Annotated in this window: 15 protein-coding genes; 11 read left to right on the plus strand and 4 right to left on the minus strand. The window is 41.0% G+C overall.

The features are described from left to right. Positions 1-27: 27 nt before the first annotated feature. On the minus strand, positions 28-882 hold the full coding sequence (locus AC2D3N_RS08715) for a cyanophycinase (RefSeq protein WP_079677477.1): 855 nt from the start codon (positions 880-882) through the stop codon (positions 28-30). A 411-nt stretch (positions 883-1,293) separates the two neighbouring features. Here AC2D3N_RS08715 and trmD point away from each other — a divergent pair, with 411 nt between their 5' ends. The 5 genes from trmD (at position 1,294) to rnc (ending at position 5,050) form a co-directional block, all read left to right on the plus strand. Then, positions 1,294-1,998 carry a tRNA (guanosine(37)-N1)-methyltransferase TrmD gene (gene trmD, locus AC2D3N_RS08720; RefSeq protein ID WP_484693378.1) on the plus strand — a complete coding sequence of 235 codons (705 nt, stop codon included), beginning with the start codon at positions 1,294-1,296 and terminating at the stop codon, positions 1,996-1,998. A gap of 125 nt (positions 1,999-2,123) precedes the next feature. Further along, complete coding sequence (locus AC2D3N_RS08725) at positions 2,124-2,483, plus strand: hypothetical protein (protein WP_079677479.1); 360 nt, start codon at positions 2,124-2,126, stop codon at positions 2,481-2,483. A 212-nt stretch (positions 2,484-2,695) separates the two neighbouring features. Beyond that, entirely contained in the window at positions 2,696-2,953 is a 258-nt protein-coding gene (locus AC2D3N_RS08730; protein WP_036833253.1) for a KGG domain-containing protein, read from the plus strand. 625 nt (positions 2,954-3,578) lie between these two features. Further along, positions 3,579-4,313, plus strand: a complete 735-nt coding sequence (locus AC2D3N_RS08735) for an NYN domain-containing protein (RefSeq protein WP_484693379.1) — start codon at positions 3,579-3,581, stop codon at positions 4,311-4,313. A 32-nt stretch (positions 4,314-4,345) separates the two neighbouring features. Beyond that, positions 4,346-5,050, plus strand: a complete 705-nt coding sequence (gene rnc / locus AC2D3N_RS08740; protein WP_079677482.1) for a ribonuclease III — start codon at positions 4,346-4,348, stop codon at positions 5,048-5,050. A 62-nt stretch (positions 5,051-5,112) separates the two neighbouring features. Here the strand turns inward: rnc and recA are convergent, their stop codons facing one another. Further along, positions 5,113-6,201 (minus strand): recombinase RecA, encoded by a 1,089-nt coding sequence (gene recA / locus AC2D3N_RS08745; protein WP_484693380.1) that lies wholly within the window; start codon positions 6,199-6,201, stop codon positions 5,113-5,115. Between the two features lie 253 nt (positions 6,202-6,454). On the opposite strand from recA, the gene AC2D3N_RS08750 reads away from it, so the two are divergent. Beyond that, positions 6,455-7,051 carry a pseudouridine synthase gene (locus AC2D3N_RS08750; RefSeq protein ID WP_079677484.1) on the plus strand — a complete coding sequence of 199 codons (597 nt, stop codon included), beginning with the start codon at positions 6,455-6,457 and terminating at the stop codon, positions 7,049-7,051. A 27-nt stretch (positions 7,052-7,078) separates the two neighbouring features. Here AC2D3N_RS08750 and AC2D3N_RS08755 read toward each other — a convergent pair whose 3' ends face one another. Continuing rightward, positions 7,079-8,074: an aspartate carbamoyltransferase catalytic subunit gene (locus tag AC2D3N_RS08755; protein ID WP_079677485.1), complete on the minus strand. Its 996-nt coding sequence runs from the start codon at positions 8,072-8,074 to the stop codon at positions 7,079-7,081. A gap of 167 nt (positions 8,075-8,241) precedes the next feature. Between AC2D3N_RS08755 and AC2D3N_RS08760 the strand changes: the two genes are divergently transcribed. Further along, positions 8,242-8,766, plus strand: coding sequence for a hypothetical protein (locus AC2D3N_RS08760; RefSeq protein WP_079677486.1), 525 nt, complete (start codon positions 8,242-8,244; stop codon positions 8,764-8,766). Between the two features lie 67 nt (positions 8,767-8,833). On the opposite strand, the gene AC2D3N_RS08765 is transcribed toward AC2D3N_RS08760, so the two are convergent. Next, positions 8,834-9,178: an SRPBCC family protein gene (locus AC2D3N_RS08765; RefSeq protein ID WP_079677487.1), complete on the minus strand. Its 345-nt coding sequence runs from the start codon at positions 9,176-9,178 to the stop codon at positions 8,834-8,836. A gap of 142 nt (positions 9,179-9,320) precedes the next feature. Here AC2D3N_RS08765 and tilS point away from each other — a divergent pair, with 142 nt between their 5' ends. The 4 genes from tilS (at position 9,321) to AC2D3N_RS08785 (ending at position 14,308) form a co-directional block, all read left to right on the plus strand. Next, on the plus strand, positions 9,321-10,343 hold the full coding sequence (tilS, locus tag AC2D3N_RS08770) for a tRNA lysidine(34) synthetase TilS (protein WP_079677488.1): 1,023 nt from the start codon (positions 9,321-9,323) through the stop codon (positions 10,341-10,343). 85 nt (positions 10,344-10,428) lie between these two features. Next, the gene (locus tag AC2D3N_RS08775) at positions 10,429-10,851 is read left to right on the plus strand and encodes a hypothetical protein (RefSeq protein ID WP_484693381.1); all 423 of its coding nucleotides are present in this window, start codon (positions 10,429-10,431) and stop codon (positions 10,849-10,851) included. Then, positions 10,832-10,972 carry a zinc-ribbon domain-containing protein gene (locus AC2D3N_RS08780; protein WP_484693382.1) on the plus strand — a complete coding sequence of 47 codons (141 nt, stop codon included), beginning with the start codon at positions 10,832-10,834 and terminating at the stop codon, positions 10,970-10,972. Before AC2D3N_RS08775 ends, AC2D3N_RS08780 begins: the two co-directional genes overlap by 20 nt. A 192-nt stretch (positions 10,973-11,164) precedes the next feature. Further along, on the plus strand, positions 11,165-14,308 hold the full coding sequence (locus AC2D3N_RS08785) for a transglutaminase family protein (protein ID WP_484693383.1): 3,144 nt from the start codon (positions 11,165-11,167) through the stop codon (positions 14,306-14,308). The last annotated feature ends 55 nt before the right edge of the window (positions 14,309-14,363 follow it).

The following is a 14,363-nucleotide window of genomic DNA, read 5'->3' on the forward strand; positions in this document are numbered from 1 at the left end:
ACGTCCTGGAGTCGGTGATCTGTGAATTTACACGCTGGGTGCAGAACTAGGACGACGGGAATGGAGGTTATACTGATCACCATAGGATAAAATATGTACCCGCAAATTGAAGACACTCAGGGGATCGGTGGCTCCTGCATTCACTAAGTTGGTGTAGGACATTTCGTGGGTATCCACAATGGTCACGCACCCTTTTCCCACCACCCGCAATAGGCCTTCGGCTTCAAATAAGGCACAGGTATCTTCATCAATGCCAATGCCCACTTTATCGGGGTGGGCTGCCACCGCACTCACCAATCGTGCCATGCGATTCCGGTTATGGAAGTGTTGATCGACAACCAATTCTGGCACAATATCTAAGCCCGTTGCCATATCCACCAGGGAGCGATTGGGAGATTCCCCACTGCCGCCTCCGGCAATCATGTGGTGGCCCATCACGGCGGCTCCGGCACTGGTTCCAGCCAAGGCCATGCGCCCCTGTCTGGCCCCGGCTCTAATTTTTTCCATCAGCAGGGTATCGGCTAATAAACTGTAAAGTCGCAGTTGATCACCGCCGGTCATAAATACCCCGGTACAGGTCTCCAAGAAGGCGTGCCACTTGGGATCTTCACAATGATGGCGTTCGCGAATATCAAAGACGGCAATGGATTTTGCCCCCATTTCCTCAAAGATTTTTTGGTATCTCTCTCCTTGAACCGCGGGTTCGCGGGAGGCGGAAGGAATGATGGCAAGGTTGGCGTTGGAAGCACCAGCCCGGTGAACAAAGGTTTGCAGAATCTCACGTCCATGAACTTTGTCTTCTGCTCCACCAATAATCATGATAGAGGTTTTGGTTTGTTGGGGAATCATTTGTTCAAGGGCTTGAGATGTCAACTGCTGCATAGTGTGTCTCCTCGAATCAATCTATACTGGGTTCAGCTACTGGAGTGATGAGTTTTGCCCTCATGTTCGATGGGGCTGGTTTTGATTCCTCTGTGGAGACCGAGATCACCTGATCTCCCACCCTCCTGAATCAGAATTCACCTGGTGGAGTCCTCTGATGGGAAGGGCCACGGGTTTTTCGTGGTAGTCACCTAAAGGATCAGCTTTGGACTCCCAATTCTTTCACGGGTTAATTTCAAACCGAACCCAGTTCGGGTAGCAAAGCCCGAGTCAAAAAAGCTGCTTCATTTTAGTATATTTTGATACGAATTAACAAATATTTTAGTTTATGGACTATCATATACCATGAGATGTTTGTTACAAGTTTGAGCCTAAAAAAATTTTAAGCCTAAGTGATCAACTAATAATACTGTGCGTTTTGACATTATTACTCTATTCCCCGATTTTTTTAGTTCTCCCCTTAGCTCAGGTCTTTTGGGTAAAGCCCTGGGGAAAGAAATTGCTCATGTCCATTTAGTTAATCCCCGGGATTTTACCCAGGACAAACATCACCGAGTGGATGATGAACCTTTTGGGGGTGGTGTGGGCATGGTTTTAAAACCAGAACCGATTTATGCGGCGGTTGAGTCTTTACCCCAATTCCCTCGTCGGGAAGTGATTTTTTTAACTCCCCAAGGGGAACAAATGCACCAAGGGCTATTCCGAGATTTAGCGTTAAACTGTGATCAAATTGTCTTAATTTGCGGACATTATGAAGGCATTGATGAACGAATTATCCCCTTAGTAACCAGGGAAGTTTCTTTGGGGGATTTTGTTCTCACAGGGGGAGAAATTCCAGCTATGGCACTCTTAAATGGAGTGGTGCGATTGTTACCAGGAACTGTAGGAAAGGAGGAATCTCTCAAAGCTGAAAGTTTTGAACAAGGATTACTAGATTATCCCCACTATACTCGTCCGGCGGTGTTTAGAGGACTGCCCGTTCCTGATGTTTTATTATCAGGACATCATGGCAAAATTGAGCAATGGCGAAAACAACAACAACTTCAACGTACCCGTGAACGTCGCCCGGATTTGTGGCAAGATTGGATCCGCGAACACCCGGACGAACGGGTTTAATTCGCTAATATTTTGCCTTAGTTTGCCTTTCTAACCTATTAAACTGAAGCAGTCAACGTTTGGCTTTGATTCGAGTCTCTGGTCGCTAATCGTTAAGGGCTGAAGTTTATTCGTTTTTAATCCCTATGAATGCTGATACCCCGGAAGACTTAATTCAAGCGATTGATTTGGCGTTGGGTCAAGGGAATTTTAATCAAGCTAAAACCCTCTCTACTCAAGCCAGTCAAGATTATCCTAATCACGATAAAATTCAACGCTATGCTAGAATTTTATCGTCACCCAATGTGCCTTTTCAGCAACTCTCCCGCAACCCCGATACTCCTTTAAATCTCAATTGGGTAATTCGGCATCGTCAACATTATCGAGGTAGATGGGTGGCTTTGGAAAAAGGTCATTTAATTGCAGATGCGAGTTCCCTTGATGAATTATTTGCTCAGGTGGGAAAGGAAAAAATGAAGGATTTATTTTATACCATTGTTTATTAAGTAGAGGCATACTTTTTAGGTCTGGGTTTGGAGCGGATATTGATTAAATAAATAGAACATTTCCCCATGAGTTAAATTAGAAATGCTACTATTAATAGTATGGTTTCGGTTTATTGGTGAAAAAGGTTAAGTCTATCTTCTGGTAGAAGGTAAACCCTAATCACTCCAGATACAGTATGTTTAGCCAATTAATAAAAAATAAGGAGAAAATCATGGCTACGGAAAAACGTGGATTTGCTTCAATGGATCAAGAAAAGCAACGGGAAATTGCAAGTAAAGGCGGTAAAGCAGCCCATGAGTCGGGACGCGCTCACGAATTTACTTCCGAAGAAGCCAGAGAAGCCGGACGCAAGGGCGGTAAGGCGGTCAGCCAAAATCGCGAACACATGGCGGCTATTGGACGCAAAGGTGGCAAGAATAGCCATAAAAAAGATAAAGAAAATGAAAACAACACTGACGAAAATCCCTAATCTCAGGGAAGGATGTTTTAGTAAACTGTCATAAAATCTGAGTTTTTTAACAAAAAACTGTTTTTGTTGGTGATGGCTTGCACAAATAGGGCTATTTATGGGATAAACCGTGTTTGTGCAAGCTCAACCTTGATCACAAGTTTTTAGACTCAACTCGGTGAGTTTAAAATTATCGGCCCTAACCTAAATAGCAAAAAAAATACTTGACATTTTCGGAGGGCTTGATTATAGTGGATTCACCTAGTTATTAGGTTTGAGTGGAAAATTGACTTCTGTCTCATCTATCGGAATCAAAAATACAGTAGTTGCCAATGCAGTTAGGACATTAATGATGGCTGTGATCCTTAATTATTAAGTGTTTTACTCCTGTCCCTTGTCTTCTGTCTGTTGCCTCTAGCTGTATTCCTGATTCCGATACCTGAGACTTTAGCCAAACACAATCAAAACTACGGGTTTTAATTCAATTCTTTAGACACTGCGCTGAAAGTGCTAGTTTTGGAGTCCTGTTTTGGACTCGGAAATGGCGAATAGGTCTTAATTCAGGCAAAGGCGTTTGAAGGGTTAGAATTCAAAACTTTATTAATACTAGGCGTCTAATTCATCAAAAAAAAATTAGGAGCCAGTTATGAAAGGCAACATAGCAATTTCTTGGGATGTTCAAAATGTTCGGATTTCTCTTGAAAAAATTGAACTTTTGAATCAATGGTTAAATCGACAAGGCTGTATCTGGGAATTGAAAAAGAAAGCTTATTCTAACTGGAGGGGAGAAACTCAACTATTTGCAGAGAAAGTCTCTGCAAATAGTTTTAAAACAATTCATGTTGCTCCCTTGAAAAAAAATGCCGTTGACAATCAGATTATTCAAGATTGCGAAGATGATATAATGCCAGAGAAGAGCATTAAAATTGTAATTTTAATTACAGGGGATAAAGACTTTTTACCCTTAGTTAAAGATTTGAAAAAGTCAGAGAAAAAAGTAATATTAATTCATGGTGCTAATGTTAGTAAAGCCTTGAAAAAATCCGTGGATATAGCCTATAATATTAATGAATTAATCGACTCTGTTAATCTCGATAAAGCAACTCCAGAAACAGTAGATTCTCCCGCCATAATTCCTTATGAAGAAGCTAAAAAATGTTTAATTGAATTGATCAAAAAGGTTCAAAAAGATGGAAAAAAAGCTACTCTTGCTGTGCTAGGTCGTTTAATCAAAAACCATCCTCAACTTGCAGGATACAAAAAAGTCTCATCCATTGCTAAACCCGATGGAAAAATTTTTGCTAAATTCGGTAAATTTGTAGAGGCGGTAATTAAGGAGGGAATTATTCAAGATTGTAATGGAGAATTGATTTTAGTCTAAGTTGAGAAAAATTGCGATCGCCTAAATATAATATGACAAAAACCCAACTACCAGAGATTAAAAACGAACAATTGCGATTACAAGCATTAACCCATCGCTCCTATTTGAATGAACATCCTAACGCGGGAGAAGACAATGAAAGATTAGAATTTTTAGGGGATGCCGTCCTAGGATTTTTAGTCGGAGAATTGCTATTTAAAAAACGCTATCCCGAGGATATGACCAAAATGAGTGAGGCAAATATGACCCGTTTGCGGTCTGTGTTGGTTGACGAAAAACAACTAGCTAAATTTGCGGTGCAATTTAACTTAGGAGAGTTATTACGGTTAGGAAAAGGAGCGATTCGAGACGGGGGACGCACCAACCCTTCCTTGCTGAGTGATGCCTTTGAAGCCTATATTGGAGCCTATTATTTAGATACCAATATTGATGTTGTCCGAGAGTTTATACATCCCCTATTTTCTACCGTTGCCAATGAAATGGTCTTTCCCCAGTCGGAAACCACCCCTCAAACCTTAATTGATTGTAAAAACCGCTTTCAACAATGGGCGTTAGAAAAATCCGGTGAAAACCCCAAATATTATGTGGTGGGAGAATCTGGGCCAGATCATGCCAAGGAATTTGCCATTGAAGTCCGAGTTAGGGATAAGGTATATGGCTATGGAAAAGGGAAGCGCAAACAGGATGCGGAAAAAAAAGCCGCCGAAGTGGCGCTGCAAAAGTTGAGTCTATTGTAGTAAGTCCTTTAGGACTCTGGGCCCTGAAGGACTCTAAGCCCTAAAGGGCTTACTACATAGGGTTATTCTTCTTCTGAACTGGTATCGAAATCCTCGTCATCATGGCTATCAACCTGGGTGACAGAATTAGCTGAAACCACAGCCCCACTATCTAAAGCGCCTCTAACTTTTTGTTCAATTTCTTTCGCCAAGGTGGCATTTTCTTCTAAATAGGTGAGGGTTTTGTCTCGTCCTTGACCAATATTATCGCCGTTGTAACTATACCAAGCTCCTTTACGTTTTAATATTCCAGTTTCTTCGGCTAAATCAATTAAACAGCCTAAAGTAGAAATGCCTTTTCCAAAAATAATATCAAATTCTGCAACACGGAAAGGCGGGGCAATTTTATTTTTAGCCACTTTAACTTTCGCCCTAATTCCGTATTCATCCGTTCCCCGTTTTAAGGTTTGAATTCGACGAATATCTAAACGTACAGAGGCATAGAATTTTAAGGCATTTCCCCCCGTTGTGGTTTCCGGGTTTCCATAGACAACACCAATTTTTTGACGCAATTGGTTGAGGAAAATCACGGTACAATTTGACTTACCAATATTTCCTGTAATTTTGCGTAACGCCTGACTCATTAACCGAGCTTGTAACCCCATGTGGGAGTCCCCCATGTCCCCTTCAATTTCAGCCCGGGGAACGAGGGCGGCCACGGAGTCAATCACAATAATATCCACGGCCACAGACCGTACCAGTTGATCCACCACCTCTAAGCCCATTTCTCCGGTGTCCGGTTGAGAAACCAGTAAATTTTCGGTATCCACCCCTAGGACGGCCGCATAGCTCGGATCTAGGGCGTGTTCGGCATCGACAAAGGCGGCGACTCCTCCGGCTTTTTGGACTTCGGCGATCGCGTGCAGGGCTAAGGTGGTTTTACCCGAACTTTCTGGCCCATAGATTTCAATAACCCGTCCCTTGGGTAAACCGCCCCCCAAGGCCAGGTCTAGGGTTAATGCACCACTGGGAATGGTTTCCACTTTCATGCGGGTGGAATCCCCTAACCGAACAATGGCCCCTTTGCCAAAGCTGCGCTCAATTTGGTTTAATACAAGGGTTAGAGCTTTTTTCTTTTCTGCCCCAGAATTATCTTTAGTATCTTTAGCCATTCGCTGTAATTTTAAGTAACGGTTAATTTAAACATCCTAGCCACCCTAGCCGCCAGTGGCGCATAATTGGTATGGTAGCAGTTATGCCGGGGTTCTGACTATTAGACATCTCCGACGAGCTTAACAATTTTTTGCAGTTTGTCCGTCCAAGGTTTGAGGGAATTTTCCCCATTATAGGCGAGATTGATGTTTTCGTCAATATAAAAACAATAATTCTATCGTTTTTAACGAATTAAACTTAGATTAATTACCCATGTCCTATCGATATATTTTATTTTATAAACCCTATGATGTCTTGAGTCAGTTTACCGATGATGATCCGACAACAGCTATGCGTAAAACCCTGAAGGATTTTATTACGATTCCGACTATTTATCCCGTGGGACGGTTAGATCGAGATAGTGAAGGATTATTACTTTTAACCGATGATAATTTTGTGAAACATCGCTTAATTGATCCTAAATTTGCCCATCCTCGAACCTATTGGGTACAGGTGGAAAAAATACCGGATGAAACAGCATTACAACAGTTAACTCGGGGGGTACAATTATCAGATTATCGGACAAAACCCGCCCAGGTTAAACTACTTTCTACCGAACCCAGTTTACCGCCCAGGGAGCCTCCCATTCGGTTTCGGAAAACCGTCCCAACGGCTTGGTTGGAATTAACCTTAACCGAAGGTCGTAACCGTCAAGTGCGGAAAATGACGGCGGCGGTGGGGTTTCCGACGTTGCGTTTGGTGAGGGTGGCGATCGCCCATTTAAGTTTAACAGGACTTGTACCGGGTCAATGGCGAGATTTAACCGAAGTTGAATTAAAACAATTAAGACAAGTCTTAGGAAATTATTAATTAAACCTCCCCAAAATTAAACCCTAATTATTGATTAGGTTTTCCGCCTCCAATTAAATATAAGAGTGCCATTCTAACGGCAATTCCACTGGTCACTTGTTGAGAAATTAAACTCAATTCTGGATCATCCATTAATTCCGAACTTAATTCTACTCCTCGATTTACTGGCCCGGGATGTAATATTTTAACATGGGGTTTACAGACTTTTAACCGTTCGTGGGTCAGACCAAATAATTGATGATATTCGCGTAAACTGGGTAATAAATGGGCGGTCATCCGTTCTTTTTGTAAGCGCAAAGTCATGACAAAATCAGCATTTTCCAAAGCCTCGTCTAAATTCCAATGTAAAAATAATTTGCCGGGACGATTTTTGCCAAATTCCGCAAATAATTCTGGAAGTAAAGTTGGGGGGGCGGCTAAGTGTAATTCCGCTTGGGTAGCGGTTAAACTCCAAATATTAGAACGGGCGACCCGAGAATGTAAAATATCTCCAACGATGGCGATTTTTTTGCCATTTAATTGTTCAATTTGAGGGTGATCCGGGTCAAGAATTCGACAAATGGTAAATAAATCTAAGAGTGCTTGGGAGGGGTGTTCGTGTTGACCATCGCCCGCATTTAAAACCGCTACTTTTGCATTTAAACGATCTAATTCGGCGGCGATCGCAAAGGGAACTCCCGCCTCTTTATGGCGAATAACCATCATATCCGTCCCCATGGCTAAATAGGTTTTAGCGGTATCGAGAATGGTTTCTCCTTTGCTCAGGGATGAAGTCCCCGGGGCAAAATTTAAGGTATCGGCGGAGAGTCGTTTGGCTGCAAGTTCAAAGCTGTTACGAGTCCGGGTCGAGGGTTCAAAAAATAAATTAGCGACCACCTGACCTTGGAGGGCGGGGACTTTTTTGGTGCGACGTCCTAAGACTTCTCGAAAGCTAGTGGCGGTTTGTAAAATGGTATTATATTCCGTTGCTGTAAAATCAGCTAGGGATAAAATGTGGCGGCGAGTCCAGGGAGCAGTAGCCATTGTCAAATAATTAGTAATTATAGGATTTTAGAATCAAAATTTGAGGTTTAAAATCATCGAAATTTTGATCCAATATTTAATTATACTGGGTGATCGTTCAAAGCGGAATATCAACCTCAAGGCTTGAAGAATAAACTAACAGTTATTTTCAGAATACCCTTTGAACCATGAACATTATCCAATCTTTTTTGACCGCTTGTATCCTTAGTGTTACTATTCTTAGCTTAAGTAGTTGTAGTACCCCTCCGGTAGACACTGAAACCCCACAGTCACCGACGCCTGAAGCCACTGTTTCCCCTCAACCGACCTCTGAACCTCAAAAACAAACTCTCTCCCCTGCTGACACCGTTCCCGTGACCATTTATCAGGTGGATAGTCAATGTTCTGAGTTAGTTCCTCGACAAATTACGCTTCCTAAAGAACAGGCTTTAGAAAGGGCGATCGCAGAGGTTTTAGAACAACAAAGTAGTTCGGATTTTACCTTAAATTATCGGATAAAAGTGGAGCCAGACAAACAGGTTGTGACGATTGATTTTCGGGTTCCGACTAATGCAGATCGGACGTTTAATTCCCTATCTAGTTGTGAACAATTAGCTTTATTTGGCAGTTTGAGGAAAACAATTATCAGTAATTCTAACTGGCAAATTAATGAGGTAATTTTTACTGAGCAAGGAGAAGAAATTGCCTTGTAAAAGGGAATAGGGAATGGGGAATGGGGAATGGGGAATGGGGAATGAGTTGGCTGGATTTAGAAGTGTCCTAACTGTAATGCGTACCGCTATATCTAAGAATATATTGAGTCCGGTTGAATCCAATTTCTTGAAGTTCAAACCAAGTTTGGTTACTAAACCCAGGAATTTCTGATTTCCAAGCCAAACAGATTTCCGGTTTTAACGTCTGTATTAAGGGTTGAAATACTGTTTCAGGTTCGTGGGAAGTTCGACGCACCGCTAAGGTCACTTTTTGGTTTAAAATGAACCGTTGACTCGGATCTCGATCCCATAAAAATGTATTCCATTTAAACCAATATTGTTTTTCATATAAAGCAGACCAAACTTGGCTTTTAGAGGCTGCAATCTCAATTTCCGTGTATAAATTTGGCATAGGGATTTGTTAGTGAATTACGAATTACGAATTATGAATTACGAATTATGAATGAGTAGGGAGTAATGGGTAATGAATATGTATTTTTATAGTGTTATTATCGGGAAAATAATTATCAATTTCTCTGTTTTTACAGATAATCATGTCTAATCTTTCCGAATGGACTCTATTACATACCCAACTCCATCGTACCCTACGCGCTCGTAATATTTTACCTGCATCTCAACGGTTATTGGTGGCGGTATCTGGGGGACAGGATTCCTTATGTTTAATTCGATTATTATTAGATTTACAACCCAAATGGCATTGGCAAATTGCCATGGTGAATTGTGATCATCGTTGGCGTTCTGATTCTCAAGCCAATACCGATTATATTGAACAATTAGCTGATAGTTGGCAAATCCCCTTTTATCGAGAAACTGCTGCTATTATTCCCGCTACAGAAGCCGCAGCTAGGGAATGGCGTTATCAGGTTTTAACTGAAATTGCTCAAAGCCATAATTATCCCTATATTGTTACAGGTCATACCAAAAGCGATCGGGCTGAAACTCTACTTTATAATTTAATTCGAGGTAGTGGTGCCGATGGTTTACAAGCCTTAACTTGGCAACGTCCTCTTGATTCAATATCAACAAATTCGATAATTTTGGTTCGTCCTTTATTAGAAATTACTCGGGAACAAACAGGGCAGTTTTGTCAAGAAAAAGCCCTAAAAATTTGGCTAGATAGTACCAATAATGATTGGCATTATGCTCGTAACCGCATTCGTCAAGAACTTTTACCCTATTTACAAACCCATTTTAACCCCCAAGTCGAATCTCATCTAGCCCAAACCGCAGAATTATTGCGATCGGAAGTTAACTATTTAGAAGAACTCACAGAAACCCTATTTCAACAGGTGGTATTTTGGGAAAATGGCAGTCAAGATCGATTAAAAATCAATCGTTTAGCCCTGCGTCAAACCCATGAAGCCCTACAACGTCGAGTCAGTCGAAAAGTCTTACAAAAGGTTATGAAAAAATCTGCTAATTTTGAACAAATTGAAAAATTAACCGCTTTAATTAGTGCTCCAAACCGTACCCAAACCGATCCTTTTCCGGGAGGAGCGATCGCCATTGTTGAGGGAGAATGGATCGTTTTTAATTTTTCTTTGAGTAACTTCTAATACAATTGTTAAGAAACCCTATCCTTTGAGAAACTCGACCCTACAATGCAAAATAGCACTATAGAATTGACAAAGGAGCCTTCCTATGGGCTATGTATGCGAGCTAGGGACAGGTCAAAGCATTTATTTAGAAAATCAGGGAGCCCAAACTGTTGTCACCCTCATTAGCAGTGGCCCTGGACAACAGCAACAAGCGAGTAGCAGTTTTACAACCGGAGTTTGGACTTTACCCCCCCAGGTGTTCCAAACTCCCCATGGTCTGGTACTCAAAGTCATATCCGAACAAGGGGAAAGAAGCTTACAAATTCAAGGAACTAGCGTTAGTATTCTGGGTGAAATGCCCTCGGTGATAGACTCTCAACAACTCACGGTTCACGAAGTCACGAGCGTACCTGTTTCTCCACTGAAACCGATGGAAACCGATGAAAATGGAACCCATGAAACCCATGAACCTAAAAATGGGGGATATGCAGATGAACATGAACCCGATGTCCATGCGAATGGGTGATATGGAATTGCGAATGGGGTCGGGTTCACCGGAGGCAAGTCCTAAGTCTTTTTGTAGTCAATGTGGGACATCGGTCAAACCAGAAGACCGATTTTGTTCTAATTGTGGTCATCAATTGTAGGGGCGGGTTCATCAAGATTTAGGTGATTAACAAAGATATCAAATAACCCGCCCGTACCCGAAATCAGTCATCAGTTATTAGTTGTAGGGGCGGGTTCATCGAGATGCGCGGTGATTAACAAAGATCTAAAAGAACCCGCCCGTACCAGTTTTTCGTCACTAGCTAATATTGCATATCTAATATATTTAAAAAATGTCCATTAAAGTTAGTCTTAACCATCAGATTTCCTATCAGTTTGAACGTCCGGTTATTCTTAGCCCTCAGACCATAGGATTGCGTCCTGCTCCCCATTGTCGGACACCGATATTGAGTTATGCTCTGAATATTTCCCCCTCCGACTATCAACTGACCTGGTTACAGGATCATTATGGCAATTTTTTGGCCAAGGTTAACTTTCCCCAAACCACTGATTATTTTAAAATTGAAGTAGATTTAATTGCCCAAATTCAACCAATTAATCCCTTCAATTTTTTAATTGAAAGCTACGCTACCAACTATCCTTTTGAATATGAACCGCGTCTAGCCAAAGAACTTAGTCCATTTTTAGAGATTACGGAATCGGGAGAATTACTCAAAAATTGGGTAGAACTTCATCGTCAACAGAATATTTATACCTCTAATTTTTTACTTGATTTAAGCCAGAAACTAGCTCAAGATATCCAATATCAAATCAGATTAGATCCAGGTATCCAAACCTGTGAAGAAACCCTAGAGAAAAAAATCGGTTCCTGTCGAGATACGGGATGGTTATTAGTTCAAATTTTACGCCATTATGGATTGGCGGCTCGATTTGTTTCTGGATATTTAATTCAACTTAGTAATGATATTCCGCCCTTGGATGGGTTGCCAGGGCCAGTTTATGATAATGCTGATTTACACGCCTGGGCTGAGGTTTATCTTCCGGGTGCGGGTTGGATTGGACTTGACCCCACCTCGGGTTTAATTACTGCTGAAGGTCATATTCCTTTAGTTTGTGTAGCCGACCCCCAAGATGCCCGGCCAGTTCAGGGAACTTTTGAACCTTGCGAGTCAAAACTAGACTTTTCGGTAACAGTTTCTCGCTATCACGAAATCCCTAGAGTTACTAAACCTTATACGCAAGAACAATGGCAAAAAATCAATGATTTAGGCGAAATAGTTGAAAACAATTTACAGCATTTTAATGTGGGCTTAACCATGGGAGGAGAACCGACGTTTGTTTCAATTGATGATTTTGAATCTTCCCAATGGCGGATTGCAGCATTAGGAGAAGAAAAATACAAAATTGCTGGGAAATTACTAAACCGATTAGAAGCTAAATTTGCTCAAAATGGGGGATTAATTCATTATGGATTAGGAAAATCTTATCCAGGTGAAGCATTGCCCCGTTGGGCTTTAGGGTGTTATTGGAGAACAGATGGAATTCCTTTATGGCATAATCGAGAACTCTATGCTCAGGAGGATAAAGATTATAATTATACCTCAAAAAATGCCCAGATTTTTATTGAATCTTTAGTGAGAAATTTAGGAGTTAAATCTGATTGTATTATTTCGGTTTACGAACTAAATTCTAATATTATAGCTGGATATACATTGCCGATTTTAGCAATTAAAAAGGCAGAAAATATTCATTGGAGTAGTTGCCAATGGCGACTTTCTACCCCCAACAAAATAGAACTTGTAACGGGAAATTTACCCATAGGATTTCGCCTACCTTTAAGTTCTTTAAATTGGCAAGATGATCAACTTGAACAGGAAGCAATTATTCCCTTAACTCATCCGCCAATTATTCCGAATTTTGCACCCTTAGAATCTCCCATTAATTCGATTCGGGTGGCTTTAAGTGTGGAAGTTAGACAGGGAAAAATTCACGTTTTCTTACCTCCAATTTCCTCCCCTCGGAGTTTTGTTGATTTAATTACGGCCATTGAAAATACCACCGCCCAACTCCAATATTCAGTCCTAATAGAAGGATATACACCCCCGGCTAATACCGGAATTATCGGGTTTCAGATTACCCCAGACCCAGGAGTGATTGAAGTTAATATTCATCCCGCCTCTAATTGGCAAGAATTAGTCGAAATTACCACTATTTTATATGAAGAAGCGAGATTATCCCGTTTAGGAACGGAAAAATATCTATTAGATGGACGACGAATTCCTACTGGGGGAGGTGCCCATGTTACCATAGGCGGAAAAACCGTTTATGATAGTCCGTTATTACGTCGTCCCGATTTATTAAAAAGTTTAATTACCTATTGGCAAAATCACCCCAGTTTATCCTTTTTATTCTGTGATTTATTTGTGGGGCCCACCAGTCAAGCTCCCCGGGTAGATGAAGCTAGACATGAAAGTTTATATGAGTTAGAAATTGCCTTTCAACAGTTAAAACCTGAAGCCCATATTCCGCCTGAATTAGTAGATAGATTATTAAGAAATTTATTAGTTGATATTACCGGAAATACCCACCGTTCAGCTTTTTGTATTGATAAGTTGTATCCAATTGAGAACCCCAGAAATCAATTAGGGCTACTAGAATTTAGGGCTTTTGCCATGCCTCCTCATCCTCAGATGAACCTATTACAAATGTTGTTAATTCGGGCATTAGTAGCCTGGTTTTGGGAAAAACCCTACAACCATTCGTTAATTCGTTGGGGAACAACTCTACATGATCGATTTATGTTACCCCATTATTTGGGAGAGGATTTAAAAACAATTATTGAGGACTTAAAAACCGTTGGTTATGAATTTCAATTTGATTGGTTTGCTCCTTTTATTGAATTTCGGTTTCCCCGTTATGGAGAAATTACAAAAGAGGGAGTAGAATTAGAACTACGTCATGGAATTGAACCTTGGCACGTTTTAGGAGAAGAAACGGTGTCAGGAAGTACGGCACGTTATGTAGATTCCTCGATGGAAAGGGTGCAAATTCTATTAAGAAATGCTCTAGGAAATTCTGCCAATATTGATAGTTATTCGGCTCGATATATTGTTACCTGTCAGGGTCGCCCTGTTCCATTAAAATCCACTGGAAATTCAGGAGAATATGTCGGTGCGGTCAGGTTTCGGGCGCGACGCTATACCTCTTTATTACATCCCTCTATTGCTCCCCATGATCCTTTAATTTTTGATATTGTTGATACTTGGTCAGACCGTTCTATCGGGGGTTGTACTTATTTTGTGAGTCCGCCTAATGGTAAAATCTATCAACAATTTCCGATCAATCATCGAGAAGCAGAAGGTCGAATGTTAGAACGATTTGTCGCCATAGGCCACACATCTGGGTTAATCAAACTTCCACCCTTACACTTAAATCCCGAATATCCTTTAACCTTAGATTTACGCCAAATTCCTTAAATTGAAAATTGTTAAGAAATATAAATTGATTTCTGATTAAAGATATTGCATCAGA

The organism is Planktothrix sp. PLAVEN19ND, assembly GCF_057220675.1.